The sequence below is a fragment of the Rathayibacter sp. VKM Ac-2835 genome, from assembly GCF_013266705.1.
GTDB lineage: Bacteria > Actinomycetota > Actinomycetes > Actinomycetales > Microbacteriaceae > Rathayibacter.
Map to the genome: position 1 here is coordinate 1163911 of NZ_JABSNQ010000002.1, position 25972 is coordinate 1189882.

Consider the following 25972-nt stretch of genomic DNA (forward strand, 5'->3'; position numbering starts at 1 on the left):
TGAGCACAGGCCACCACTGCTCCTCCCGTTCGAGAAGTCCGTTGACGCGGAGCACTGCTTCGCGCTAAGAGCTCCGGCCGCTCGCGAGCCGGATCGGATCCCGCGGCCCGACCGACGCCCGAGCAGCCCCCTGTCCAGTCCGGGCGCCCCTCCCCGCCCCGCCGCTAGAATCGCTCCGTATGTCTGAGCTCACCCCGCCCTCCGATCGCGCCCACGACGCGCACCCGTTCACGACCGCGACCGGGAGCGACGTCCGCGTCCGCTTCTGCCCGTCCCCGACCGGGACGCCGCACGTCGGCCTCATCCGCACGGCCCTGTTCAACTGGGCGTACGCGCGGCACACGGGAGGCACCTTCGTCTTCCGCATCGAGGACACCGACGCGGCGCGCGACAGCGAGGAGAGCTACGAGCAGCTCATCGACGCGCTCCGCTGGCTGAAGCTCGATTGGGACGAGGGCGTCGGCGTCGGCGGCCCGCACGGCCCCTACCGCCAGTCCGAGCGCAGCGACGTCTACACCGACGTCGTCCAGCGCCTGCTCGCCTCCGGCCACCTCTACGAGAGCTACTCGAACGCGGAGGAGATCGACGCCCGCAACGAGGCGGCCGGTCGCGCCAAGCAGCACGGCTACGACAACTTCGACCGCGACCTCACCGAGGAGCAGCGCGCCGCCTTCCGCGCCGAGGGCCGCAGCCCGGCGCTCCGCCTGCGCGTCCCGGACGCCGACCTCTCCTTCGACGACCTCGTCCGCGGCGAGATCACCTTCCCGGCCGGCTCCTTCAGCGACTTCGTCGTCGTCCGCCCCAACGGCCAGCCGCTCTACACCCTGGTGAACCCGGTCGACGACGCGCTGATGCAGATCACCCACGTCCTCCGCGGCGAGGACATCCTGCCCTCCACCGCGCGGCAGATCGCGCTGTACCACGCGCTGATCGACATCGGACTGACGAGCTTCGTCCCGCGCTTCGGCCACCTCCCGTACGTGATGGGCGAGGGCAACAAGAAGCTCTCCAAGCGCGACCCCTCCGCCAACCTCTTCCACCACCGCGACCGCGGCTTCATCCCCGAGGGCCTGGTCAACTACCTCGCCCTGCTCGGCTGGTCGCTCACCCACGACCGCGACGTCTTCTCGATCGACGAGATGATCGCCGCCTTCGACGTCGCCGACGTGAACCCCAACCCGGCCCGCTTCGACCTCAAGAAGGCCGAGTCGATCAACGGCGACCACATCCGCCTGCTCGCGGTCGACGACTTCACCGAGCGGACGATCCCCTATCTGATCGCCGCCGGCGTCCTCGCGGGCGAGCCGACCGCCGACCAGCGCGCCGTCCTCGACGCCGCCGCCCCGCTCGTGCAGGAGCGCATCGGCCTGCTCGGCGAGGCGCCCGGCATGCTCGGCTTCCTCTTCACCACCGCCGACACCCTCGCCTACGACGAGGACGCGCTGAAGGGCCTGCCCGCGAACGCCGGCGAGGTGCTCGCCGCGTCGATCGGCGCCCTCGAGCTCGTGCCCGAGGGGGAGTGGCTGACCGCCTCGATCCAGGAGGCGCTCGCCGGCGCGCTGATCGAGAACCTGGGCCTCAAGCCCCGCATCGCCTACGGGCCGCTGCGCACCGCGATCTCGGGCCGCCGCGTCTCGCCGCCGCTGTTCGAGTCGATGGAGATCCTCGGCAAGTCCGAGTCGATCGCCCGCCTCGCCCGCCTCGCCGACACTCGGAGCTGATCGTGGCGGAGGTGCAGGGCGGCCACTACGACGTCGTCATCATCGGCGCCGGCCCCGCGGGGCTCTCGGCGGGGCTGAACCTCGTCCGCGCGCGCCGCAGCGTGCTGCTGCTCGACAGCAACCGCCCGCGCAACGCGGCGACCCTGCACTCGCACGGCTTCCTCACCCGCGACGGCGTCTCGCCGCTCGAGCTGCGCCGCCTCGGCCGCGCCGAGCTCGAGCAGTACGAGGAGGCGGAGGTGCACAACGCGATGGTCACCTCCGTCGAGCGCTCCGGCGGCGAGTTCGTCGTCACCGCGAAGGGCGTCCGCGGCTCGGCCGACCGCTCCGTGCTCGCGACGGCGGTGGTCGTCGCGGGCGGCCTCTCCGAGCGCCTGCCGACGCTGCCCAGCCTCCGCGCCTACTACGGCACCGCCGTGCACAGCTGCATGGAGTGCGACGGCTACGAGAAGGCGGGGGAGCCGCTCGCCCTGATCGGAGAGACCGCCGACCTCGCCGAGCGGGCCATGCTGCTCTCGCAGTGGTCGACCGACCTCATCGTCTTCACCAACGGCGTCGGCGTGGTCAGCGACACCGACGAATCGCTGCTCAACTCGATCGGCATCCGCATCGAGCGCCGCCCCGTCGCCGACCTGGTGGGGGAGCGCGCCGTGATGACCGGCGTCGCCCTCGCCGACGGCGACGTGATCCCGCGCACCGGCGCCTTCGTCCGCCCGGTCTGGGTCCCTGTCCTCGACTACCTCGACCCGGCCGGCCCCGAGGTCGACCCCGACGGCTTCCTCCGCGTCGACGCGGGCGGCCGCACCTCCGTCCCCGGCCTCTACGCCGCCGGCGAGGTCACCGCGCCCGGCCCGCAGCAGCTGATCGTCGCCGCCGGCTCCGGCGCGCAGGTCGCCTCGGCGATCAACCGCGACCTCGTCCGCGCCCGCCTCGGCGAGGCCGCCCCCGAGTCGGAGGCCCTCGCCGTGCACGATCGCGGAGCCGATTTGAGCGGCGTGCGTCCGTAGGGTACTGTCGTCTCTCGGCGCCGGGTTCCACTCCGGTCGCCGCCTGGTCCCGGCCTCACCGCCGGATGACCATTGGGGTATGGTGTAATTGGCAACACGACTGATTCTGGTTCAGTTGTTCTTGGTTCGAGTCCAGGTACCCCAGCACTGAACTGCTCGCGAGAGTGGCAGATCCTCCCGGCGTCTCCCGCAGCTGAGTCTCCTCTCGCTGAGACCGCCGCCATCGCGTCGCTCTCGCTGTGATCGTTCCTGCAGCATCCGCTCCTGCCGTGATCATGGCATCTCCGCCCGCTCGTCGCCCGGCGCTCCGGCCGCGGCGTGCTCCCGCCGGGCACCGGCGCTCGTCCCGCGCGGAGGGCGACGCATCCGCCGTCCGGCCGACGCCCGGGAACCCCGTCCGTGCCACGATGAAGCTGTACATCGCTCAGAAACCCGCCCTGCGCGGGTTCCGAGAAGGGGGTCCCTCGTCCATGAATTCTGATCTGCTCTGGGTCGTCGGCGCCGGCATCGTCGTCGGTGTCGTGCTGCTGCTCGCCATCATCGGCTTCTTCATCTTCCGCGCCTGGTACCAGGTCCCGCAGGCCGACGAGGCCATCGTGATCGTCGGAAAGAAGCAGAAGGGCGACGACGGGCTGACGTCCAACATGACCGTCATCACCGGCGGCGGCGCCTTCGTCAACAAGCTGACCCAGCGCTCCGACCGCATCTCGCTGCGGTCGCGGCAGATAAAGATGGAGCCGGTCGCTCAGACCAAGAACGGCGTCACGATCCACCTCGCGGGCGTCGCCCTCGTGAAGATCGGCTCCACGCCGGATCAGGTGCGCGCCGCCGCCGAGCGGTTCGCCTCGCAGGACCAGTCGATCGACGTCTTCACCACCGAGCAGCTCGAGGGCGCGCTGCGCGGCGTCGTCGCGAAGCTCAGCGTCGAGGAGGTCATGCAGGACCGCCAGAAGCTCGGCGACGAGATCGCCGAGGGCATCAAGGGCGACCTGCTCGCCCAGGGCCTCGTCCTCGACTCCTTCGCCATCCAGGGCGTCACCGACCGCAACGGCTACATCGAGGCGCTCGGCGCCCAGGAGATCGAGCGCGTCCGGCGCGAGGCCGACGTCGCCCGGATCAACGCGGCCCGCGAGGTCAAGGCCCGCCAGCTCGCCACCGACGAGGCGAACCTGATCGAGCAGACCGCCTTCGACAAGAACACCGCCGCCTCGAAGTCCGAGGTCGGCCGCGCCAACGCCGAGGCCGAGCAGGCCGAGAACCTGGCCCGCGCCGAGCGCGAGCAGGCCGTCCTCGTCCAGCGCGCCGAGAACCGGCAGGCCGAGCTCGATGCCGACGTCAAGCGCGTGGCCGACGCCGAGAAGTACCGGCGCCAGACCGAGGCCGACGCCGACGCCTACGGGCGCGCGAAGAAGGCCGAGACCGACCGCCAGGTCGCGCAGCAGGTGTCCGACGCCGAGGCCTACGCCGTCCAGCGCCAGGCGGAGGCCCGCCAGGCGTCCGCCGCGGCCGAGGCGGCGGCAGTGAGTGCCCGCGCCGAGGCGGAGGCCCACGCTCTGCGGGCCAAGGCCGGCGCCGAGGCCGAGGCCCTGCGCGCGAACGCCTCCGCCGAGGCGGAGGCCATCCGCACCAAGGGTGAGGCGAGCGCGGCTGCGATCCAGGCCGAGGCGGAGGCGCTCCGCGAGAACCAGGAGGCGATCCTGGGCCGCGAGCTGATCGGGCAGCTCCCGTCCCTGATGGCGGAGTTCGCGAAGGGCTACCAGAACGTCGGCACCATCACCCTGATCGGCGGCGACACCGCGGCCACGCACATCGCCCGCGAGCAGGCGGCGAGCCTCTCGGCCACGTTCGACAGCGTCAAGTCCGCGACCGGCGTCGACCTCGGAGCGATCCTGCAGGGCCAGGCGTTCGGCCGGGGTGTGGCGTCGACCTCGGCCGCCGAGCCGACCGCGACCGCCGACCCCAGCGCCGTCCCCTCGACGAGCTGACGACCCGGGCCGCCCGCCCTCGATGCGGGCGGCACGGCGTCGTGCCGGCGGGTGCCGGCCCCGACTACTCGCCACAGCATCGATCCGTCACCAAAGGCTGCCTCGACGGCTCCCACCGGACCCTCCGCGCCGGATCGACGTCCCCTCGCTCGACGAGCACGCGGAGGGCGATCCGTCCACTCCCCGCGCACTCCGCGGTCCGGACGTACGCTGGCCCGATGAGACAGGGGAGGGTGCGCGGGCTCGGCCGGGCCGCCGTCGTCCTGACGGCCGTACTCCTGCTCGCCGGCTGCAGCGGTGACTCCTTCCGCGCCGACTTCACACGCACCTTCGGCAGCGACGACGCGGTCGCCGACCTCGAGCTCGCGACGGTCGAGGACATGCCCTTCACCGGCGGAGTCAGCGCCGAGGTCGTCGCCCGGGAGGACCTCTCCGACGCCGACGTGGCGTCCCTCGCCGACCGGTTGGCCGCCTTCGCCGCGAAGCGCCCGACGGGCGACGTGCGGATCCTCCTCGACGCCGAGGACCTCACTCTGCCCGTGTCCGGCGACGAGGACCTCACGTCCGGCCGGATCGCCGCCGCGCTCTCGCTCCGGGACGACCCGCGAGTCGAGGCCCTCGCCCTCGCCGCCGACGACAGCGAGGACCGCGTCAGCGGGCTGAGCCTCTTCCTGTCGGACGGCGCGACCGCCACCGACGCCTTCGCGCTCGCCCGGAGCGCCCCCGAGCTCCTCCCCGAGACCTCGCCCCCGCACGTCAGCGTCCAGAGCGCCGACCGCTCGCTCCTGGTGAGCGGCACCCCGGGCCCCTGGCTCGACGACGCCGAGCGCCTCTGGACAGCAATCTCGTCCGCGGTCCCCGTCGCGGCCTTCCGCGCCGACCCCGACCACCTCGCCGTGACCCTGACGAGCGACGCCGACCGCGCCGCGGCCACACTCGCCGCCGCCTCCGTCCCGAGCGGCGCGATCGCTGTCGCGTTCTCCGGCCCCTGACCGCGTCGGGCGACACCGACCTCGAGCGCGGGCTCGTGCAGCCTCGTCGTCCCGGATCCCCGCGCCGGTCGGCAGCGAAGCCTCACCGTCACTCCCAGGTCGCGACGACAGGATTCCATCGACCTGGCACTGCGGCGGACAGCACCGGGTCGGTGAAGCGCGCGACCGCGCCGAGCAGGTCGCCGAACGCCTCGGGGAGCTCGCCGTCACGGTGCGAGCGGGTACGCCAGGCGCGGTACTTCTGCTGCGCTCGTTCGCTCATAGGCGCGAGCGCGGGCAGGAGGGGCGCCAGCGTGACCTCGCGGTACTCGGCGACAGCGGTCATCGAGGTGCGAAGCTCTCCTGCGTCGACCGAGTGGAGTCGTGTGAGCACGTAGACGTCTGCGAAATCGCGCCATCGAGTATTGGCGACACCGCGGTCGACGGCAGTGATGATCTTCTCGGCGAGCACCATCGTCAGCGGGTACCCGAGCACTGTCACGGGTGGGAGGCCGAGAGGAACGACGCGCGGCAGGTCGATGAGGCGCGGCGCAGGCCAGATCGGGTCGCCGAAGTTCACGTCCATCCCGATGGTCAACCGCGCAGAGCCGAGCCGCGCGGTCAGTCTCACTCGCACGCCCGCGTACTCGTCCTCGTCGCGGATCGTCGTCGCGGTGACCGCGGAGGGGTCGAAGACGAGGCCGTCGGGACACCCCAGCGCCGCGATCGCTCGAACACGCTCCGCGACCTCCTCGGGGTCACCGTCGAGTCCGGTCGCCTGGAGGTCGATGTCCTTCGTCGGGCGGCGCGCAGCGAATGCGGCGAGCAGCACACCGCCCTTGAGAACGAAGTCCTCGCGGTACTCGGAGAGCGCGATCCGCGCCAGCAGCCCCTCGAGCGCGTACAAGGTCATCAGCTCCTGCACGTCCGCGCCGGACTGCCGGGCGAAGGCGCGGATGGCGAGAATCGCGTCTCCCGCCGGGGTGCCGTGCTGCGGACCAGGGCTCACAGAAGAACCTCCAGCGCCTGCTGGAGTGCGGGACGCGCCATCGGGAAGTCCTCAGCCATCGCGAGCAGCGCACCCGGGCTGCTGCCCCGCCTGCGGAGCCACTGCTTGAGCGCGCCGAGCGCGAGGTCAGTGCCCCAGACGTGCCGCAGCCGGAAGACGTCGATCAGGGTGCGCTCGGCCGAGTAGAGGCCGATCGACATCCCGCCGGGGAGTGCGTGCTCACCGCGACCGACGCCGAACGTGCCGGCGTCGAACCGGTGCCAGGTGAGGAGGGCGTGATGCACGGTGACCGTCTGAGCGCCGCGTGGAACAGCGACGTCGCTTCGAGAAGGGATCTCGTCGGTCAGCTCGTGCAGCGAGAGCGCCGTGAGCAGGCACAGCGTGGCGTCCGCGTTCTTCGCCGCGATCGCGATCCATGCCGCCGTCGTGTCGTCGGCGAGCCCCGATCGCAGGAACAGGCCGGGAGCGATGCGCTCGAACTCGCCCGTCCGGATCAAGCCGTCGAGGCCGTATCGGGTGAGGCCTTGCGCAGCCAGACCGCGGTAGTCGAGCAGGTCCGGCACGGTCGCGGCGTCCACGCTCGCCCTCTCGTCAGGAGAATTCGGTACAGGTGCAGTATACCTGTACCGGTTTTCGTCGTGTCGTTCGACTCCGAACGTCTGCGGCTCCGCGATTCCCCGCTCAGAAGCAGCGGGCCAGGTGCTCGCGCAGCGCTTCGTCGCAGACGTACACGTACGTCCCCCTGATCCCGCGCGTGAGCAGCACCGTGTAGATGTTGCGGACGTACGCGAGCAGGTCCTCGTCGCTGTAGGTGATTCCCAGCTTCTTGTTGTTCTCGCGGCCCTTCTTGTCGAAGGAGTGCGCGCGATCGAAGACGATGCGGCCCGAAACGGTGTCGTAGCGCAGGTCCCGGCCGATGATCACGCCCGCGTAGTTCAGGTCGTAGCCCTGCACCGTGTGGATCGAGCCGACCTCGTCGATCGCGCCGGGGGAGTTGATCCAGTCGCGCTGCGTCTGATTCCAGCGGAGGGATTCGTCGCCGATCACGATGTCGAACGCGCTCTTGTCCGTCTTCGTGACCCACTTCCACGCATACCCGGCGACCAGGCGCGAGAGGCCGTGCGCCCGGTCGCGCTGCACGACGGCCCGCCGCAGCTCGCTCGGATCGTCGAAGAAGCGGAGGTCGTACTCGCCGAAGTCCTCGCGAGCGCGGGGCGGATCGTCGGACAGCACGGCTCGCACGTAGCCGACGTAGTCCTTGTCGGCGGCGATGCGCATCTGCGAGCGGAGCGGGTAGAGACGACCCGCGGCCGACGCCTCCGCCAGAACGGCTCGGGTGACTGTCGCGGGCAGGTCCGCCGGGCGCACGGTCTGCGCGGTGTCCAGCATCAGGATCGTGTGCCGGCTCCGCGCGCGGATCCAGTCGAGCTGCGTGTGCTCCAGCGAGTCCTCGCCGAAGAGGCGCTCGTTGATGTCGATGAACTTGCGGTTCAGCGGCCCCGACGGCTGATTCGCGCGCTGGCTGAGCCGGTGCGCCTCGTCGACGAGCAGGAGGTCGAAGGGCTCCTCGCTCTCGCCGACCTGGAACGGCGTCAGCACGAGGTCCTTCGACAGCCCCGGCGTGAGGGTGCACACCCGCGAGATCGATCCGCGCAGCGACTGCTGCGGCACGACCAGTCCGACCCGCAGCGTCGCGAGCAGCTCGGCGTGCCCCGGGGTGAAGAACTCGCTGAAGACGGAGTCGGCGTCCAGCGGCTCCTCCGGATCGTGCCGGAGGATGTCCTGCAGGAGCTTCAGCAGGTAGATGGCGACGACGGTCTTCCCGGTCCCCGGGTCGCCCTGCACGACGACGGTGCTCCGCTCGCCGGACTCGAGGTCGGCGAACAGCCCCTCGAGGATGTCCTCTACGGCGACGGCCTGATCGTGGTTGAGCGCCTTGAACGGCGACAGCTTGAAGAGGTCGCTGTTGACGATCTCCGGGAGCGTCCGCTGGAAGAGGTGCTCCTGGGTGCGGAGCACCTCGAAGACCTCGTCGAACGTCTCCCGGTAGGAGGCGCGGTCGAAGTAGTCGGCGTCGGTGATGCCGGCGTTCTGATTGAGGACGGTCAGACGTCCCTCGCCGGCGAGCATCCGCAGGAGGAACGACTCGAGATCGAGGCAGGCCGACTTGTTGAAGGTGTCGTCGAAGACCACCCGCACGCGATCGAGTCGGCTCTTGGCCGGCGAGTCCAGGTGCTGGCGCAGTCGCGCCTCCGCGTTGAGCGACTCGCCCACGTAGACCTCCGAGGCGCTGTCGAGGACGTAGACGACGGGCCAGTTGCGGTGGCGGGGATCGGCGGCTCCCCAGGCGCGCACCCGGTCCCCGTCGAAGGGCAGCCGCTCGAGCTCAAAGCCGGTCATGCTTCTCGCTCCGACCCCGCGCCTTCTCCACCGGGTACTTCGCGCGCGTCTTCTCGAGCTTGTCGAGGACGATTGCGCCGGGATCGACCCCGAGCCGGTCCGCGAGGAGGAAGCAGTACGTCAGGACGTCCGCGAGCTCCTCGATCGCCGCCGGGAGGTCGCTCCCGCCCCACTGGAAGCACTCGAGCAGCTCGCCCGACTCGATGCTGATGCTCTTCGCGAGGTTCTCCGTCGAGTGGAACTGCGCCCACTCCCGCTCCCGGACGAAGGCGCGGAGGGCGTCGAGGACGTCGTCATCGGGCATGGCTGCCAACCTACAGCGGCGGTCCCGCTGACCCCGTCGTGCGAGGAGGAGTGTGCCGCGTCCGACCGGTCCTCGGGCCGTTCTGCGTCCACTCGACTCTCGGTCCGACGCCGAACGGACCCGAACCGGGCCCCGCGGTGACGCCAGAGCCCGTTCCGCGTCCGGTCAGCCGAGCTCCTTGCGCATCTGGAGCGACGTCGGCTCGTAGCCGAGCGACTCGTACAGTCCCCGCGCCGTCGTGTTGAAGCCGAAGACGTTCAGCGCGAGCGCCCGGTAGCCGCGCGAGCGGGCGTGCTCCTCCGCCAGCAGCATCGCCGCGCGGCCGAACCCGCGGCCGCGCTCCGACGGGTCGACCTCGACGTCCCAGATGGAGGCGACGCCCTCGAGCTCCTGCGGGTGCGGCCCCACCCAGATCACGCCGACCGGGCGCCCGTCGTCGAGGACCCGCAGCACGTCGTGGCCCGGTGCGAGGACGCCGCCCGGGAACAGTCGCTCGTCGTTCGCGTCGGCGTTCCGCAACGCCGCGGCCTCGTCGTCGCCCGCGCGCATCCGGTCCGCGACGTAGGATGCGCGCTGGACGGACATCCACTCGGCGAGTTCGGCGAGCGGGAACGGCGCGAGGGAGACGGACATGCCCCACGGTCCCACACCTGCCGCGCAACATCAGCTGAATCGGGTGGGCCTCGCCCCACAGGGGACGCCCACCTCTCTCAGCCGAGATCGTGCGCGGCCGACGCGCCGATTCCGGCTCAGGAGCGGTCCGCGTCCTCGCTCTCGGCCGCCGCGGTCTGCTCCGCGTGCTTCTTCTTGCCGAAGCGCGTCGCCAGGAACAGCAGCGTCCCGACGACCACGTAGCCGGCGGTCCCGAGCCAGACCACGCCGGTCTGCTGCGTCAGCAGCACGACGCTCGCGATGATCGCCAGGACCGGGACGACACGCGGCACCGAGTAGTGCGGGTGGTCGACGCGGTCCTTCTTCAGCACCAGCACCGAGATGTTCGCGGAGATGAAGACCAGGAGCAGCAGCAGCACGGTCGTCTCGGCCAGCGTGCCGACATCGCCGACGAGGCTGAGCAGCATGGTCACCCCGCCGACCACGACGATCGAGACCCAGGGGGTGCGGCGGTTCGGCAGGACGCGGCCGAAGGCGCTCGGCACCAAGCCCGACTTCGCCAGCCCGAAGCCCACCCGGCTCGCCATCACCATGAACAGCAGCGCGCCGTTCGCGATCGCGATGAGCGCGATCAGGCCGAACAGCCACGGCGGCACCGCCACTCCGCTGGCCGCGACCACGTCGAGCAGCGGGCCCGTCGACTCCGCGAGCTCCTCGTTCGGCAGCACGATCACGGCTCCCAGGGCGATCAGAAGGTAGACCACGGCGGCGGTGATCAGGGCGCCGAACAGCGCGCGCGGGTAGACCTTCGAGGGGTTGCGGACCTCCTCGGCCATGTTCGCCGCGGCCTCGAAGCCGAGGAAGGAGAAGAAGGCGACGATGGAGGCGGCGAACGCGCCCTGCAGCGGCGCGACGTCGGGGTTGAACTCGAAGACGCGGGCCGCGTCGCCGTTGCCGCCGCCGAAGAAGATCGCGGCGCAGACGATCACGATGACCAGGCCGCTCACCTCGATCACCGAGGCGACCAGGTTCGCGGTCAGCGACTCCTTCACCCCGCGCAGGTTGATCAGCGTGAGGATCGCGATGAAGACGATCGCGGTGGGCGCGGGCGGCACGTCGAGCAGCGCGCCGAGGTAGTCGCCGGCGAACGCGTTGGCGAGCGAGGCGGCGGTCGTGATGCCGGAGGCCATCATCAGGAAGCCGACCAGGAACGACAGGTACGGCTTGCCGAACGCCCGGTCCACGTATCGGGCGGCACCGCCGGCGTGCGGGTACTTGGTGATCAGCTCGGCGTAGGTGCCGGCGGTCAGCAGCGCGATCACGAGCGCGATCAGCAGCGGCAGCCAGATCACGCCGCCGACGTCCGCGGCCATCGTGCCGACCAGCGTGTAGATGCCGGCGCCGAGGGTGTCGCCGACGATGAAGGCGAAGAGCAGCGGGCCGGTGATGACCTTCTTCAGCGACCCTCCGCCCTTCGCGGGGGCACTGGCGGCGGCGTTCGTCGTCTCGGTCATCCCGCGATTCCAACGAGAACCGGGCCCGGGCGCAACCCCTGCCGCGAGATCGCTTCGGGATTTCTCATGCTCGAAACACTCGGGTGTGCCGTGCCCGCAGCTCTCGAGGTCGCGCTCGGGCGCTCCGGTCCCGCGGGGGCGGATCCGCGCCCGGAGGCGCCGGGTGTAGGTTCGACGACCGTGGAAACGCTGACGACGGTCCCCCGGGACTCCCACGATGTCCGGGACCGCGTGCTCGCCGATCTGCGCGCACTGCTCGGCGACCGCGTCGTCACCGACCGCGACGTGCTCGAGGCGTACAGCCACGACGACGCCGAGTGGGCGCCCCACGGCCTGCCGCTCGCGGTCGTCCTCGCCGAGAGCGCGGAGGACGTGGCGCACGCCGTCCGCGTCGCCGCCCGCGGGGGTCTCAGCGTGGTCCCGCGCGGAGCGGGCACCGGGCTCTCCGGCGGCGCCAACGCGCTCGCCGGCTGCCTCGTGGTCTCGCTCGAGCGGATGGACGCCGTCCTCGAGATCGACGCCGACGAGCGGTTCGTCGTCGCCCAGCCCGGCGTGATCAACGATGCGCTGCGGGCGGCCGTCGCCGAGGCCGGACTCTGGTATCCGCCGGACCCGGCCAGCTCCGCCATCTCGACGATCGGCGGCAACGCCGCGACCAACGCCGGCGGCATCTGCTGCGTCAAGTACGGCGTCACCCGCGACTACGTGCTCGGGATGAAGGTCGTCCTCGCCGACGGCTCGCTCGTCAGCCTCGGCCGCCGCACCGCGAAGGGCGTCGTCGGCTACGACCTCACCGGCCTGATGATCGGCTCGGAGGGGACGCTCGGCATCATCGTCGAGCTCACGCTCCGGCTCCTCCCGCTCGCCGGCCGCGAGCAGCGCGCGATCGTCGGCTCCTTCGGCTCGCTGGAGGACGCGGGAGTCGCGGTCGCCGCGATCTCGGCCGCCGGCATCATCCCCTCCGCCCTCGAGATCATCGACAGCACCTGCCTGCGCGCCGTCGACGATTGGCAGCACCTCGGCCTGCCGCACACCGTCGCTACGCTGCTGCTGGCCAAGGTCGACGAGCCGGGGGAGGCGGGCCGCACCGCCGCCGATCGCGTCGAGGCCCTGATGGCCGGCGCCCGCGCGCTCTCCGTCGAGCAGGCCACCGACCAGGACGAGGTCGACCGCCTCTTCCTCGCCCGCCGCCTCGCCTACCCGGCGCTCGAGCGCCTCGGTCCGGTGCTCACCGAGGACGTCTGCGTGCCGCGCGGGGCCGTGCCGGAGATGCTCGCCCGCATCCGCTCGGCCGCCGCCGACCACGACGTGGTCATCGCGACGATCGCGCACGCCGGCGACGGCAACCTCCACCCGCTGATCATCGCGCCCGAGGGCGACGACGCCGCGAAGGCCCGGGCGAAGAGCGCCTTCGACCGCATCGTCGAGGACTGCCTCGACCTCGGCGGCACCGTCACCGGCGAGCACGGCGTGGGCCTGCTCAAGCTGCCGGGAGCGGCCGACGAGCTCGGACCGCGCGTGCTCGGGATGCACCGCTCGATCAAGGACGCCCTCGACCCGCTCGGCGTGCTCAACCCGGGCAAGGCGTTCCCGGGCTGAGCCCGCACGGCGCGCTCAGCGCGCCAGGAACTCCAGCAGCGCCTCGGTGAAGGCCTTCGGCTGCTCGATGTTCGCCGCGTGGCCGTCCTTCTCGATCACGAGGGAGTCGCCGCGCGGGGCGAGCGAGGCCGCGGCGGCCGCGTGCTCGGCCGGCCAGAACTCGCTCTCGCGCCCGGCGACGAAGAGCATCGGCACGCTCGTCCGAGCGATCACCGGCCGCCAGTCCGCCTTCGCGTGGTCGTTCAGCAGCCGCCGCTCGGTCTCGGTCAGCTCCCGGCGCTCGCCGCCGCCGAGCGCCTTCAGCAGCCGCGCGATCCGCACCGCCCCTTGGACGCGCACTCCAGCGGCCGGGATCCGGGATCGTGGTCGCGAAGAGGGTGTCGCGGTTCGCCTCGGTGTAGTCGTAGAAGCCGTAGGGCCAGTCGTCGCCGTCGAGCATGCGGGGCGTCTGGTCGATGATCACGATGCGGTCGACGCGGCTCGCGTCGGTGCTTCCCGCCGTGCCTCCCGCGGTGCCCTCCAGGAACGCCCAGATCGAGTTGTCGCCCATCGACCCGCCGACCAGTGCCGCGCCCTGCAGGTCCAGGTGTCGGAGCAGCTGCGCGAGGTCGGCGCCGTGCCGCACCATCGTCGCACCGGCCTCCGTCCGCTCGGACAGCCCGTGCCCGCGCCGGTCGAACGAGATCACCCGGTAGCCGGCCTCCGCGAGCGGCCCCTGCTGCGGCTTCCAGCTCGTCGCCGGCGCCGTGAACCCGGCGATCAGCACCACCGGCCGCCCGGCCGGGTCGCCCTGCTCGGTCCAGCTCAGCCGGACCCCGTCGTCCGTGGTGAAGTCCGGCATCGTCGCCCCTCGTCGCTGACGTCGCGATCGGGTGCGGTCGCCTCCGCCACGCTAGCCCGCCAGGAGTCGCACGTCGCCGCCCGAGCCGAGCCTCTCGAGATCAGGCCTCCTCGAGCACGCTCCGCACCGCGTCGTTGGCCTCGCGCCACTCCTCCGGGTCCTCCTCCTCCCAGAGCTCCGTGAGCTCGCTCCCGGGCGAGTCCGCGGCGCTGAGCGCGGCGAGGGCCAGGGCCACGAGCTCGTCGTCCGGGCGTCCGGCCCGCTGCACGAAGTGCGCGATCGTGTCGGCGTGCGGACCGCCCTCCCGGCCCAGCCCGCGCGCGACCACCTCCGCGGCCGCGATCGCGATCGTCGCCGCATCCGCGTCCAGCTGCGCCGGCGCGACGGCGGCGTCCAGCGCCTCGCGGACGTACTGCCAGTCGCCGGCCTCGTCGAGCTCGTAGACCCAGTCGCTCGCCGTGTCGTTGCCGAACGGCTCCCCACTCCATGCACCCATGGCCCGACGCTACGCCGCCCCGCGCGCGGCCGCACCGCCGATGCACCGATCGATCCGTCGGAGGAGCACGTGCCGGAGTGCGCGAGGCAGCCGTTCGCGACGGATCGGCCCGGCCGGTCCCGCTCGCCGGACGAGCGGACCGCTCGCGGAGGGTTCCTCCGGCGTTCATCACACAGGGGCCCTCGTGCGTGACCCGGCTCGCCCGCACTGGGTAGGCTGTACTGCTCCGTCGTCGAGGGGGAGCGGTCGCGGAGGAACGATGGGCAAGAAGCGCAATCAGGGACGATCCGGGAACGGGCGCTCCGGCGGCTCCGGCGGCCAGGGCGGCGGCCGCACCGCCGAGACCGCGCTGATGGTGCGGTTCCGCAGCTGGTACCGGTCGCACCTCGCCGACGTCGCCGTCCTGCACGAGCACCTCGATGTCGACGAGGCCGTCGAGGTCCTCACCGACCTCTTCGCCATGACCCGCGACCTCCGCCCGCGCGGCTCGTTCGCCCAGCCCGACGCCGAGCTCCTCGAGGCCGTCTTCGACCAGATCGAAGCCGACCTCTCCGGGGAGGAGAGCGAGGCCGACCTGGACGACACCCTCTTCACCGTCGCCGAGGTCGTCGAGCACTTCCTCGACTTCCTGACGGACGAGGACCTCTGGACCGGCACCGACGAGGAGCTCGACGAGTGCCAGGCCGTGCTGGACGAGGTCCTCGACCTCGCCGGCTCCTTCGTCGAGGCCGTCCTCGACGACCTGCTCGAGGTCGACGAGGTCCCGGACGCCGAGATGCTCTCCGCCGCACGCGCCACCGCCCTCGTGCACGCGGCCGACGTCGTCGTCGAGCACCTCGCCGCCACCGACGGAGCGACCGTCTCCGAGCGCGCCGCCCGCGAGATCGTCGTCGAGGCCGGAGTCTCCTCCGCCGGCTCCTCGCCGAGCGACGACGCCGTCCGCATCCCGGTCTCGGCCTGGTGGGACGCGCTGGTCGCCTCCGCCGTGCTCGACGCCGACGGCTCCACCGCGAGCCTCGGCGAGTCCGCACCGCTCTGGCGCAGCTCCGACGCGCACGAGGCCTCGGTCGAGCGGATCGCCTACATCGCCCGCTTCGTCGAGCTCTGGCTCGTCAGCGCGCAGGAGGCGCTCGCCGCCGCCGACACCGAGAACGGCGCCTTCTCGCCGCGCGAGCGCGCGATCACCACCACCGACGCCGTGCTGGTGCGGATCGCGGTCGCCTGCCAGGCGCAGGTCCACGAGGGCCTCGTCGTCGGCGAGCTGGTCGACGAGCTCGCCGCCGACCTCGACGTCTCGCTCGAGGACGCCCTGGACGAGCGCGAGCGGATGGTCGGCGCGGCCGAGCGGATGCTCGACGACGCCGCCGAGCTCGGCCTGCTGCTGCACTCGCCGGAGTTCGGCTACGTGCTGCCCGAGGGCCTGCAGCCGGTCCTCGCCTCGGTCGTCCGCGCGAGCATCGTCCTGCTCGGCGCCCGCGACGCGACCCGCCTCGAGATCCTCGACGAGGCCACCGAGGACACCGACTCCGCCTACGCCCTGCACGTCTCGCTGCTCGGCACCAAGCCGGTCGTCTGGCGCCGACTCGAGCTGTCCTCGGAGTCGTCGCTGCGCGATCTGCACCTCGCCCTGCAGCTCTCGCTCGGCTGGACCGACGCCCAGCCGCACTTCTTCAGCGTCGGCGTGCCCGACGAGGAGCAGGCGCCGATCGGCTCGCCGGCCGACGCGGAGGAGCTCGGCTCCGACCTGGTCGACGAGGGCGGTGTCGCGCTCGCGGAGGTGCTCGAGAGCGTCGGCGACGAGCTGTTCTACGTCTACGACCTCGAGGACGAGTGGCGGCACGTCATCCGCCTCGAGTCGGTGTCGCCGCTCGGCGCCGCCCTGCCGCGCTGCACCGGCGCGCGCGGCGCGGCTCCGCTCGACGCCCCCGGCGGCCCCGCGGCCTGGGCCGACACCGTCCGCGCCGCGACCGACCCGTCGTCCGCCGACCACGCGGAGGCGCTCGACGCCCTCGGGCTCGCCCCCGAGGCGACGTTCGACCCCGCGAGCGTCGACGTCGACGGCATCAACCGCTCGCTCGGCCTGCTCCGCGCGGCGGTCTGACCGGTCCGCTCTGCTCTCAGCGCCCGGTCACGGGGTGAGCAGCAGCTTGCCGATGTGCCCGGAGGCGGTCATCCGCTCGTGCGCCCGCTCGGCCTCGGCCAGCGGGATCACCTCGTCGACCACCGGCCGGACAGTGCCGTCCGCGACCAACGGCCAGACGCTCTCGCGCACCGCGGCGACGATCGCGCGCCGCTCCGCCAGCGGCCGGGCACGCAGCGTCGTGGCGTGCACCGCCGCGCGCTTGCGCATCAGCGTCCCGATGTCGAGGGAGCCCTGCGCGCCGGACTGGTTGCCGATGAAGACGATCCGGCCGCCGAGCGCGAGCGCCTCGACGTCGCGGGCGAGGTAGTCGCCGCCGACCGGATCCAGGATCACGTCGACCCCGCCGTCCGTCTCGACCGCGATCCGCTCGACGAAGTCCTGCTCGCGGTAGTCGATCAGGATGTCCGCGCCGAGCGCCCGGCAGGCGTCGAGCTTCCGCGGGCTGCCGGCCGTCACGGCGACCCGGGCGCCGATGGCCGAGGCGATCTGGATCGCGGTGGTGCCGATCCCGCTGCCGCCGCCGTGGATCAGCACGGTCTCGCCGGCGCGGAGCCCTGCGACGAGGACCAGGTTCGACCAGACGGTCGCCGTCGTCTCGGGCAGCGCGGCGGCCGAGATCAGGTCGACGCCCTCGGGCACCGGCAGCAGCAGCCCCGCGTCGACCACGACGTGCTCGGCGTAGCCGCCGCCGGAGAGCAGCGCGCAGACCTCGTCGCCCTGGGCGACCGTCGTGACGCCCTCGCCGAGGCCGACGACGGTCCCGGACACCTCCATGCCGAGGATCTCCGACGCTCCGGCCGGCGGCGGATACACGCCGGCGCGCTGCCCGAGGTCGGCGCGGTTCACGCCGGCGGCGGCCACGCGGAGCAGCACCTCGCCGGGTCCGGGGGAGGGGGTGGCGGTCTCCTCGAGGACGAGGCGGGAGTCGGGGCCGGGGTTCTCGACGCGGATCGCAAGCATCCCGCGATGCTACGCCGCGGGCCTCCACGGGCGGTTCCGTCCGATCTGCAGGTGATCCGGCGCTCTGCCGGCGCCTCCGCGCTGACGAGAGCGCGCTCCCGCCGGGATCGCCTGCGGATCGCACGCCGGCCCGCGTCAGGCGTGCTCCGCCAGGAACGCCAGCACCGCGTCCTTGAACGCCCGCGCCGGCACCGTGCTCGTGTGATCGCGGCCCGGGACGCTGACGAAGCGCGCGCCCCCCTCCTCCGCCAGCCGCGCCCCGCCGGGCGCGATCGGGTCGGCCCCGCCCGTCACCATCAGCGTCGGCAGCTCGGGGTGCGCGCCGAGTTCCGGATGCGCCCCGCCGCGCACCCCGTCGGCCACCGCCACCAGCGCGGCCAGGTCGTTCCCGGCGACGCCCTCCGCCATGCCGATGAAGGCGCGCGTGAACCGGTCGTCGATCTCGCCGCCGTCGGCCACCCGCGCCCGGGCCGCCGCCGCGTCGAAGTGCCGCAGCGGCTCGCCGACCGTGAGCCCGCCCAGGCTCAGCGTCGCGAGCAGCTCCGGATGCTCCAGCCCGAGCACCCAGCCCATCCGTGCGCCGAGCGAGTAGCCGAGGTAGTGCGGAGCGATCAGGTCGTAGGTCTCGATGACGCGCACGATGTCGGCGACCATCAGGTCGACCCCGTACGCGCCGGCGCGATGCGGCTTCTCGCTGGCGCCGTGCCCGCGCTGGTCGAGCGCGACCACCCGGTAGCCCGCGCGGGTCAGCGTCCGCAGCCAGCCCGCCGTCTCCCAGTTCAGCACCGCGTTCGACGCGAACCCGTGCACCGCCAGCACGGTCGGCGCCCCCTCGTCGCCGAGCGCGTAGGTCGCGATCCGCGTCCCGTCGTCGGCGACCACGGACACGGGCGGGGGGAAGGCGATCGGCGTCACCCGACCACCCTGCCATCCCGCGGGGGCGGGCCCTGCGCCCCCGCGGGATCGACATCGCGCTCGGATTGGCTGCGTCGGCCCAGGTGAGAGCACTCCCGGAGATGCGTGATCGCGCGCCAAGTTCGCGCAATCGATCCTTGCGTCGTAGGCGTCGTAACCATTTCAGTATGGTTCTCGGATGGGTGAGGCAGAACAGCCGAAAGAAGAGCGGAAGCGAGACCCGATATGGGGAACGCGGACACCGTGGGGATTCGTCGTGATCGCCTTCGTCGGATCGTTGTGCGGCGGTGCCATCGCCAAAGCAGTCGGAGCGATCGACCCGTGGACCGTGGTGATCAATGCCGTGGCCATCGCGATCACATATCTCGTCTGCCGTGCATTGCTCACCCTCTGGCGCAGTCGGCGCCGATGACAAGATCGAGGAAGGTACTCAATGAAGAGCATTTGAACGACCCTGACGGCGGTGGCTGTCTGCGCGACGGCCCTCAGTGGAGCGCCCTTCGCTGCGGCGTCGGCCGCGGTGGAAGCACCGGCGTTGGTGCAGTCCAGCGGACATGCCGAGATCGCGGTGAAACGCGTGACAGCCACAGGAGTGACGTTCGACGTCGGCGGCGGAGCCCTGCCCGTGAAGTCGAAAGATGGACGCATCCGAATCACTGATGGAAGTGTGACCTCGGACGCACTACCCAAGACGATCAGCGGCGCCAGTGGGCGGAGCGTGACGGGGACCTGGACGCTGGATGATGACTCGAACACGGTGACCTTCCACTTCTCCTCCGGGAGCAGCTCTCTCATCCCCGCGAAGGGCGCGCCGCCGCGGGCGCTTTCGAGCGACTGGGGCTCCAAGGAATGGGGTCACTGCGTGGCGGGCAATGGCATCGGTGGAGCAGCCTGGGGAGGGTTCGTCGGGGCGATCACAGGGCCCGGGGCGATCGCCGCGGCGACAGGCGGCCTTCTGGGTGGGATCGTGAGCGGCGCGTTCACCTGCTGACACCGCGGAGAGGATGCATCGGATCTTGGTCAGCGCACCGGCCGGGAGGAGCGCACGAACGGCACCGCGATGACGAGGCGGACGCTCCGGCCGCGACCCGAGCGGACGCCGAGCACGACGCAGAGGACGAGGTTCAGCACGAAGAGGCCGAGGATGGCCGCGATCGTGAGGGTCGGCCAGCCGCCGCCCCAGGTGTCGCGGACCGAGACGAGCGCGAGGTGCAGCGGCACGAGCATCAGCTGCAGCGCGAGGTAGGTCAGCTGCCAGTTGACGGCGACGACGCCGTTGCGGTCGCTCAGGGTGCCGCCGCGACGCCGGGCGCCCCAGGCCAGCACCGTCGCCGTGACCGAGATCAGCGGGGAGAGGATCACGAAGCCCGCGAGCGCGGAGAGTCCGGCGAGCCAGATCGCGCGGGCCCCGCGGCCGTCGCGGCGGCGGCGCAGCGTCTCGTCGTCGTCCATTCGCGGCCGCTCCCTCGCGATCGTCCCGGCGCACCGCCGGTCGTCCCAGTCTCGCACCGGCCCCCGGGAGCGAGCGGGGGGTTCCCCCTCCCGCCCGGGGGTTAGCCGGATGGGGGTGGATCCGCGTCCTCCGTAGCGTGGAGGCATCGCCGGGCGCCCCCGGCACCGCACCCCGCAGAAGGAGCACCGACCGTGTCGAACGCCGAGTCCACCCCGTCCACCCGCACCCCCGCCGACGAGCAGCCGACCGAGGTCTACGGCTCCACCGCCGTCCTCACCGATCCCGCGCCGGAGCAGCGTCCGCAGGCCGAGCAGCAGCGCCCGCAGTCCGAGCGGCCCGCCGCCCAGCACCCGGCCCCGTACGGCGTCCCGCCCGTCGCCGCCGACCCGGCCCCGTCCACTCCGTTCTCGCTGACCAGCCTCATCCTCGGTGTCACCTCGGTCTTCTTCGGCCTCACGGTGATCGCCCCCGTCGCCGGCCTCGTCTTCGGCATCCTGGGCCTCCGCCGCGAGCCCACCGGCCGCACGCTCGCCGTCTGGGGCATCGTCCTCAACTCGGTCATGATCGGCCTCGTCGCGCTCTTCGTCGTCGCCCTGCTCTTCCTCGGCCTGCTGGTGCCGTTCGTCGCGATCGCGACGGGCACCGACGTCAGCTGACCGGGCGGCCGCTCCCGGCTCAGGTCAGGAACGCGCGCAGCAGTGCCGCGGAGGCGTGCACGTGCTCCGTCATCAGCCGGGCCGCCTCCGCCGCCCGCCCGGTCAGGATCGCCGTCACCAGCGCCCGGTGCTGCTCGTCCGCGTGGGCGATGTTCCGCGGCAGCAGCGGGATGTCGTCGAGCAGCGCGTTCACCCGCGTCCGGCTCTCCGCCACGAGCGGCAGGAGCGACGGGACGCCGGCCAGCTCGGCGATGGTCAGGTGCAGCCGGGAGTCGAGCCGCCGGTAGTCCTCGGGACTCGCGCCCTCGACGTCCGCAAGGGCCTGGAACAGCTGCTCGCGGTCGGCGGCCGTCAGATCCGCTCCGGCCGCGAGCCGCGCAGCACCCACCTCGAGGATCTCGCGCAGCCCCACCACGTCGTCGATCTCGGCCCGGTCGAAGCCCCGCCGGCCGACCGGGGCCGCCGGCAGCTCCTCCGCCACGAAGGCCCCGCCGTACCGGCCGCGCCGCACCACCAGGTATCCCGCGTCCGCGAGCGAGGCGATCGCGTCGCGCAGGGTGTCGCGCCCCACGCCGAGCCGCGCGGCGAGCTCGCGCTCGGCGGGCAGCCGCTCGCCCGGCGCGACGAGTCCGAGGTTCACCGTCTGCATCAGCCGCTGCACCGTCTCCTCGAAGGCGTTGCCGCGGAGCAGCCGTCGCAGGACCGCCTCCGCGGCGCTCGCCGCGGGGGCCGCCGGGCGGCCCTCCGCGTCGGCGTCCGCCCCGCCCGCCCCCGTGTCCGCGCTCACTCCGGGGTCACGTAGGCGGAGGAGATCCCGCCGTCGACGAGGAACGTCGCCCCGGTGATGAACGAGGCGTCGTCACTGGCGAGGAACGCGACCGCGGCGGCGAGCTCCTCCGGCTCGGCGAAGCGCCCGACCGGGATGTGCACGAGCCGCCGCTGGGCCCGCACCGGGTCGGCCGCGAAGAGCTCCTGCAGCAGCGGGGTGTTGACCGGGCCCGGGCAGAGCGCGTTCACCCGGATGCCCTGGCGCGCGAACTGCACGCCGAGCTCGCGGCTCATCGCGAGCACGCCGCCCTTCGACGCGGTGTAGCTGATCTGCGAGGTCGCCGAGCCGAGCACCGCCACGAACGAGGCCGTGTTGATGATCGATCCGCGACCCTGCTTCGTCATGTGCCGGAGCGCCGCGCGGCAGCAGAGGTAGACCGACTTGAGGTTGACGTCCTGCACGCGCTCCCAGGCCGGCAGCTCGGTGGTCTCGATCGAGTCGTCGTCGGGCGGCGAGATGCCCGCGTTGTTGAAGGCGATGTCGACCGAGCCGTAGGCGTCGACCGCGGCCTGGAAGAGGGCGTCGACCTCCGCTTCGCTGGTGACGTCGACCCGGACGAACATCCCGCCGAGCGCCTCGGCCACCTCGGTGCCGCGCGCGACGTCGACGTCGGCGATCACCACGCGCGCCCCCTCGCGAGCGAAGCGCGTCGCGGTGGCGAGGCCGATCCCGCTGGCGCCGCCGGTGACGACGGCGACCTTGCCGGCGAGGCGCTGCGTGAGGTCGATCGGGGTGGTGTCGAGAGGAGAGAGCGCCATGGTGCGGCCTTTCGAGGGAGGGTGCAGGGGTGGGGCGGGGCCGGGTCAGTCGGCCGCGAAGAAGACGTTCTTGGTCTCGGTGAAGCCGAGCGCCGCGTCGGGTCCGAGCTCACGGCCGAGCCCGGACTGCTTGAAGCCGCCGAACGGCGTCGAGTAGCGGACCGAGGAGTGCGAGTTGACCGACAGGTTCCCGGCCTCGACCGCTCGCGACATCCGCAGCGCGCGGCCGAGGTCGCGGGTCCAGATCGAGCCGGAGAGGCCGTAGTCGGTGTCGTTGGCGAGGCGGATCGCGTCGGCCTCGTCCTCGAAGGGGAGCACGGAGACCACCGGGCCGAAGACCTCCTCGCGCCAGACCGGGTCGCCGCTCGCCGGCAGCAGCACGGTCGGCGGGAACCAGAAGCCCGGGCCGGCCGGGGCCGAGCCTCGGAACGCGACGGGCGCCCCCTCCGGGACGAACGCGGCGACGCGCTCGTGGTGCGCGGCGGAGACCAGCGGGCCCATCTCGGTCCCCTCGTCCCGAGGGTCGCCGACGACGACGCCCTGGACGGCCGGCTCGAGCAGCTCGAGGAAGCGGTCGAGGACGCGCCGCTCGACCAGGATCCGGCTGCGGGCGCAGCAGTCCTGACCGGCGTTCTCGAAGACCCCGTACGGGGCGGTGCTCGCGGCGCGCTCCAGGTCGGAGTCGGCGAAGACGATGTTCGCGCTCTTGCCGCCGAGCTCCAGCGTGACCCGCTTCACCTGGTCGGCGCAGCCCGCCATCACCCGCTTGCCGACGCGGGTCGATCCCGTGAAGACGACCTTGCGGATCAGCGGATGGGTCACTAAGCGCTCGCCGACGACGTCCCCCCGGCCGGGCAGCACCTGGAAGAGCCCCTCCGGCAGTCCGGACGCGAGGGCCAGCTCGGCGAGGCGGAGGCTCGTCAGCGGCGTCCACTCGGCCGGCTTCAGCACGACGGCGTTGCCCGCGGCGAGCGCCGGTGCGAAGCCCCACGAAGCGATCGTCATCGGGAAGTTCCACGGCGTGATGATCCCGACGACGCCGAGCGGCTCGTGCAGCGTCACGTCGAGCCCGCCCGCGACCGGGATCTGCGCGCCGAGCAGGCGCTCCGGAGCGGCGGAGGAGTACTCGAGGACGTCGCGGACGTGCCCCGCCTCCCAGCGCGACTGCGTGATCGGGTGACCGGAGTTCCGGGTCTCGAGCTGCGCCAGCTCCTCGATCGCGCCGTCCACGGCGGCGGCGAAGCGGCGGAGGGCGCGGGCCCGGTCGAGCGGGGCCAGCGCCGCCCAGCCGCGCTGCGCCACGGCCGCGCACTCGATCGCGGCGTCGACGGTCGCGAGGTCGGCGAGGGCGACCTCGTCGAAGGCGGCGCCCGTCGAGGGGTCGACGAGGGTCTGCGTGGTCGTCTGCGGTGTCGGCGGGGTCATCGGAGTGCGTCCTTCGGGGTTCTGAGGGAAGAGCCTTCTGCCGTGCCGGTGCTCGAGCGGTGCGCGAGCGCGGCGGCCACCAGGCCGGTGAAGAGGCGGGTGTCGGCGGTGTCCTCCTCCGGGTGCCACTGCACGCCGAGCGCGAAGCGGCGGCCGGGCAGCTCGAGCGCCTCGATGGTGCCGTCGGCGGTCCGCGCGGCGACCTCGAGGCCGTCGGCGACCCGGTCGACCGCCTGGTGGTGGTAGACCTGGGCGACCACGGCGTCCTCGCCGAGCAGTCCGCGCAGGCGCGACTCCGGCTCCACCGCGACGTCCACGTGCGAGAACACGCCGCCGCCCGCCTGGTAGCGGCGGTCGCCGACGACGTCGGGCAGGTGCTGGTGCAGGGTGCCGCCGAGGGAGACGTTGAGCAGCTGCGCGCCGCGGCAGATGCCGAGGAACGGCAGATCGGCTTCGAGCGCGGCGGTCATCAGGTGGTCCTCCCACGCGTCGCGCTCGGGGCGGGGCGCGTCGGTCTCGGGATGCGGCTGCTGGCCGTAGCGGGCGGGGTCGATGTCCTTGCCGCCGCAGACGATCAGCCCGTCGAGGCGCTCGACGACGGCGCGGGCGGTCTCCGCCGAGGCGGGCTGCGGCGGAAGGAGCAGCGCGACACCGCCGGCACGGGTCACCGAGTCGATGTAGTTCGCGGGCAGGAAGGACGCCTCGACGTCCCAGACGCCCGAGACGGCGCGCTCGCGGTAGGTGGTCAGCCCGATGATCGGACGTGGCGCGACGGGAGCGTGCTCGGAGCCCGCCCCGAGGTCAGAGCCGCTCAAAGCCGCGCACCCTCTCCCAGTCGGTGACGGCGGCGTCGTAGGCGGCGAGCTCCACCCGGGCGTTGTTCACGTAGTGGTCCACGACCTCGTCGCCGAAGGCGGCGCGGGCCAGGGCGGAGGACTCGAACAGGTCCGCCGCCTCGCGCAGCGTCGTCGGAACGCGCGGTGCTCCCGACCCGTAGGCGTTGCCGGTGCAGACGTCCTCGAGCTCCAGCTCGTTCTCGATGCCGTGCAGCCCGGCGGCGACGAGCGCGGCGACGGCCAGGTACTGGTTGACGTCGCCTCCGGGCACCCGGTTCTCGACGCGCATGCCGGCGCCGTGGCCGACGACCCGCAGGGCGCAGGTGCGGTTGTCGAGCCCCCAGGCGACCGCGGTCGGCGCGAACGACCCGTCGACGTAGCGCTTGTACGAGTTGATGTTCGGCGCGAAGAAGAGGGTGAACTCGCGCATCGCGGCGAGCTGGCCGGCCAGGTAGTGCCGGAACAGCGGCGACATCCCGTGCTCGCTCTCCGCGTCGGCGAAGACGGGCGTGCCGTCGGTGCCGCGGAGGGAGAGGTGGATGTGGCAGGAGTTGCCCTCCCGCTCGTTGAACTTGGCCATGAAGGTCAGGCTCTTGCCGTGCTTGTCGGCGATCTCCTTCGCCCCCGACTTGTAGATCGAGTGGTTGTCGCAGGTGACGAGGGCGGCGTCGTAGCGGAAGCCGATCTCCTGCTGGCCGAGGTTGCACTCGCCCTTGATGCCCTCGCAGTACAGCCCGGCGCCCTCCATCGACACCCGGATGTCCCGCATCAGCGGCTCCATCCGGGTCGAGGCGAGCAGCGCGTAGTCGATGTTGTAGTCGCTGGCGGGAGTGAGGCCTCGGTAGCCCTTCGCGAAGGCCTCGCGGTAGGAGTCGTCGAACACGATGAACTCGAGCTCGGTGGCGACGAACGCCTCGAGGCCGCGCTCGGCCAGGCGGTCCAGCTGCGCGCGGAGGATCTGCCGCGGCGCCTCGCCGACCGGCGCGTCGTCGAGCCAGGTGAGATCGGCCGTGACCAGCGCGGTCCCCGGCAGCCACGGCGCGAGTCGCAGCGTCGAGAGGTCAGGGATCATCTTCATGTCGCCGTAGCCGCGCTCCCAGCTCGAGATCGCGTAGCCCTCGACGGTGTTCATCTCGACGTCCACGGCGAGCAGGTAGTTGCAGCACTCGGCGCCGTGCGCGGCGACGTCGTCCTGGAACAGCCGCGCCGAGATGCGCTTGCCGACGAGCCGGCCCTGCATGTCGGTGAAGGCGACGATCACCGTGTCGATCTCGCCCGCCTCGATGAGCGCGTCGAGCCGCTCGAGGGTGAGCATGCCCCGCACGGGGGCGGGGTCGGCGGCACGGCGTCGATCGGCGGCACTGCTCTCGGCGCTGACGGGTGCCATGGGATGCCTCCGGGGATCACTCCGCCGGGCGGCCGGACGAGGCCGCATGGTCGGATCGGGGTCCATTGAAGCACAGCCGCTGTCGCCGAGGAGGTGCAACGCCCCGCACATGGCGCGAGACGAGCACTGGTGGCGCGGCCCTCGGTCCGCA

At 72.5% G+C, this 25972-nt stretch carries 25 protein-coding genes and 1 tRNA gene; 10 read left to right on the top strand and 16 right to left on the bottom strand.

All coding sequences use genetic code 11. The annotated features are described in order from the left end of the window. The first annotated feature begins 179 nt into the window (after window positions 1-179). The 5 genes from gltX to HRK28_RS13180 all read left to right on the top strand — a co-directional run bounded on the left by gltX (window position 180) and on the right by HRK28_RS13180 (window position 5705). Window positions 180-1721 carry a glutamate--tRNA ligase gene (gene gltX / locus HRK28_RS13160; protein ID WP_173251878.1) on the top strand — a complete coding sequence of 514 codons (1542 nt, stop codon included), beginning with the start codon at window positions 180-182 and terminating at the stop codon, window positions 1719-1721. 11 nt (window positions 1722-1732) lie between these two features. Further along, window positions 1733-2728, top strand: a complete 996-nt coding sequence (locus tag HRK28_RS13165) for an NAD(P)/FAD-dependent oxidoreductase (RefSeq protein WP_160091390.1) — start codon at window positions 1733-1735, stop codon at window positions 2726-2728. 73 nt (window positions 2729-2801) lie between these two features. Beyond that, a tRNA-Gln gene (locus HRK28_RS13170) sits at window positions 2802-2873 on the top strand. A 325-nt stretch (window positions 2874-3198) separates the two neighbouring features. Then, window positions 3199-4713 carry an SPFH domain-containing protein gene (locus HRK28_RS13175; protein WP_173251879.1) on the top strand — a complete coding sequence of 505 codons (1515 nt, stop codon included), beginning with the start codon at window positions 3199-3201 and terminating at the stop codon, window positions 4711-4713. A gap of 218 nt (window positions 4714-4931) precedes the next feature. Then, on the top strand, window positions 4932-5705 hold the full coding sequence (locus tag HRK28_RS13180; protein WP_173251880.1) for a hypothetical protein: 774 nt from the start codon (window positions 4932-4934) through the stop codon (window positions 5703-5705). A gap of 88 nt (window positions 5706-5793) precedes the next feature. Here the strand turns inward: HRK28_RS13180 and HRK28_RS13185 are convergent, their stop codons facing one another. From HRK28_RS13185 to HRK28_RS13210, 6 genes are all read right to left on the bottom strand, one after another. Continuing rightward, window positions 5794-6693, bottom strand: coding sequence for a nucleotidyl transferase AbiEii/AbiGii toxin family protein (locus HRK28_RS13185; RefSeq protein ID WP_367948420.1), 900 nt, complete (start codon window positions 6691-6693; stop codon window positions 5794-5796). After that, entirely contained in the window at window positions 6690-7271 is a 582-nt protein-coding gene (locus HRK28_RS13190) for a hypothetical protein (protein WP_160090322.1), read from the bottom strand. The genes HRK28_RS13185 and HRK28_RS13190 overlap by 4 nt, the downstream gene beginning before the upstream one ends. Window positions 7272-7374: 103 nt before the next feature. Beyond that, the gene (locus tag HRK28_RS13195) at window positions 7375-9093 is read right to left on the bottom strand and encodes a DUF2075 domain-containing protein (RefSeq protein ID WP_173251881.1); all 1719 of its coding nucleotides are present in this window, start codon (window positions 9091-9093) and stop codon (window positions 7375-7377) included. Beyond that, window positions 9080-9397 carry a nucleotide pyrophosphohydrolase gene (locus tag HRK28_RS13200; protein WP_173251882.1) on the bottom strand — a complete coding sequence of 106 codons (318 nt, stop codon included), beginning with the start codon at window positions 9395-9397 and terminating at the stop codon, window positions 9080-9082. The genes HRK28_RS13195 and HRK28_RS13200 overlap by 14 nt, the downstream gene beginning before the upstream one ends. 165 nt (window positions 9398-9562) lie before the next feature. After that, complete coding sequence (locus tag HRK28_RS13205) at window positions 9563-10030, bottom strand: GNAT family N-acetyltransferase (RefSeq protein ID WP_173251883.1); 468 nt, start codon at window positions 10028-10030, stop codon at window positions 9563-9565. 116 nt (window positions 10031-10146) lie between these two features. Then, entirely contained in the window at window positions 10147-11523 is a 1377-nt protein-coding gene (locus HRK28_RS13210; RefSeq protein ID WP_173251884.1) for an APC family permease, read from the bottom strand. Between the two features lie 180 nt (window positions 11524-11703). Between HRK28_RS13210 and HRK28_RS13215 the strand changes: the two genes are divergently transcribed. Then, on the top strand, window positions 11704-13122 hold the full coding sequence (locus tag HRK28_RS13215) for an FAD-binding oxidoreductase (protein ID WP_367948421.1): 1419 nt from the start codon (window positions 11704-11706) through the stop codon (window positions 13120-13122). Here the strand turns inward: HRK28_RS13215 and HRK28_RS13220 are convergent. Both HRK28_RS13220 and HRK28_RS13225 read right to left on the bottom strand, forming a co-directional pair. After that, window positions 13094-13963, bottom strand: coding sequence for an alpha/beta fold hydrolase (locus tag HRK28_RS13220; RefSeq protein ID WP_254304752.1), 870 nt, complete (start codon window positions 13961-13963; stop codon window positions 13094-13096). The two genes, HRK28_RS13215 and HRK28_RS13220, sit on opposite strands and share 29 nt — an antisense overlap. A gap of 100 nt (window positions 13964-14063) precedes the next feature. Then, window positions 14064-14459 carry a DUF4259 domain-containing protein gene (locus HRK28_RS13225; RefSeq protein WP_173251886.1) on the bottom strand — a complete coding sequence of 132 codons (396 nt, stop codon included), beginning with the start codon at window positions 14457-14459 and terminating at the stop codon, window positions 14064-14066. A gap of 259 nt (window positions 14460-14718) precedes the next feature. Here HRK28_RS13225 and HRK28_RS13230 point away from each other — a divergent pair, with 259 nt between their 5' ends. Further along, window positions 14719-16560, top strand: coding sequence for a plasmid pRiA4b ORF-3 family protein (locus HRK28_RS13230; protein WP_173251887.1), 1842 nt, complete (start codon window positions 14719-14721; stop codon window positions 16558-16560). A 27-nt stretch (window positions 16561-16587) separates the two neighbouring features. On the opposite strand, the gene HRK28_RS13235 is transcribed toward HRK28_RS13230, so the two are convergent. Both HRK28_RS13235 and HRK28_RS13240 read right to left on the bottom strand, forming a co-directional pair. Further along, the gene (locus tag HRK28_RS13235; protein ID WP_173251888.1) at window positions 16588-17562 is read right to left on the bottom strand and encodes an NAD(P)H-quinone oxidoreductase; all 975 of its coding nucleotides are present in this window, start codon (window positions 17560-17562) and stop codon (window positions 16588-16590) included. A gap of 135 nt (window positions 17563-17697) precedes the next feature. Continuing rightward, the gene (locus HRK28_RS13240; RefSeq protein ID WP_173251889.1) at window positions 17698-18477 is read right to left on the bottom strand and encodes an alpha/beta hydrolase; all 780 of its coding nucleotides are present in this window, start codon (window positions 18475-18477) and stop codon (window positions 17698-17700) included. Window positions 18478-18655: 178 nt separating this feature from the next. Here HRK28_RS13240 and HRK28_RS13245 point away from each other — a divergent pair, with 178 nt between their 5' ends. Together HRK28_RS13245 and HRK28_RS13250 are read left to right on the top strand one after the other, a co-directional pair. Next, window positions 18656-18889, top strand: coding sequence for a hypothetical protein (locus HRK28_RS13245; RefSeq protein WP_173251890.1), 234 nt, complete (start codon window positions 18656-18658; stop codon window positions 18887-18889). Window positions 18890-19012: 123 nt separating this feature from the next. Further along, entirely contained in the window at window positions 19013-19468 is a 456-nt protein-coding gene (locus tag HRK28_RS13250) for a hypothetical protein (protein WP_173251891.1), read from the top strand. 29 nt (window positions 19469-19497) lie between these two features. On the opposite strand, the gene HRK28_RS13255 is transcribed toward HRK28_RS13250, so the two are convergent. Next, a complete protein-coding gene (locus HRK28_RS13255) occupies window positions 19498-19929 on the bottom strand; it encodes a DUF4870 domain-containing protein (RefSeq protein ID WP_160090309.1) in 432 nt (143 codons plus the stop codon). Between the two features lie 192 nt (window positions 19930-20121). Between HRK28_RS13255 and HRK28_RS20870 the strand changes: the two genes are divergently transcribed. Continuing rightward, window positions 20122-20586, top strand: coding sequence for a DUF4190 domain-containing protein (locus HRK28_RS20870; protein WP_244231642.1), 465 nt, complete (start codon window positions 20122-20124; stop codon window positions 20584-20586). 19 nt (window positions 20587-20605) lie between these two features. Here HRK28_RS20870 and HRK28_RS13265 read toward each other — a convergent pair whose 3' ends face one another. The 5 genes from HRK28_RS13265 to HRK28_RS13285 are packed head-to-tail and all read right to left on the bottom strand — an operon-like array spanning window position 20606 to window position 25749. Beyond that, on the bottom strand, window positions 20606-21373 hold the full coding sequence (locus tag HRK28_RS13265; RefSeq protein ID WP_347877738.1) for an FCD domain-containing protein: 768 nt from the start codon (window positions 21371-21373) through the stop codon (window positions 20606-20608). Then, a complete protein-coding gene (locus HRK28_RS13270; RefSeq protein WP_173251892.1) occupies window positions 21370-22173 on the bottom strand; it encodes a 3-oxoacyl-ACP reductase in 804 nt (267 codons plus the stop codon). Before HRK28_RS13270 ends, HRK28_RS13265 begins: the two co-directional genes overlap by 4 nt. 45 nt (window positions 22174-22218) lie before the next feature. Further along, window positions 22219-23598: an aldehyde dehydrogenase gene (locus tag HRK28_RS13275; RefSeq protein WP_173251893.1), complete on the bottom strand. Its 1380-nt coding sequence runs from the start codon at window positions 23596-23598 to the stop codon at window positions 22219-22221. After that, on the bottom strand, window positions 23595-24413 hold the full coding sequence (locus HRK28_RS13280; protein ID WP_217274663.1) for a gamma-glutamyl-gamma-aminobutyrate hydrolase family protein: 819 nt from the start codon (window positions 24411-24413) through the stop codon (window positions 23595-23597). Before HRK28_RS13280 ends, HRK28_RS13275 begins: the two co-directional genes overlap by 4 nt. Next, window positions 24400-25749, bottom strand: a complete 1350-nt coding sequence (locus HRK28_RS13285; protein ID WP_173252019.1) for a glutamine synthetase family protein — start codon at window positions 25747-25749, stop codon at window positions 24400-24402. The genes HRK28_RS13280 and HRK28_RS13285 overlap by 14 nt, the downstream gene beginning before the upstream one ends. Between the last annotated feature and the right edge of the window lie 223 nt (window positions 25750-25972).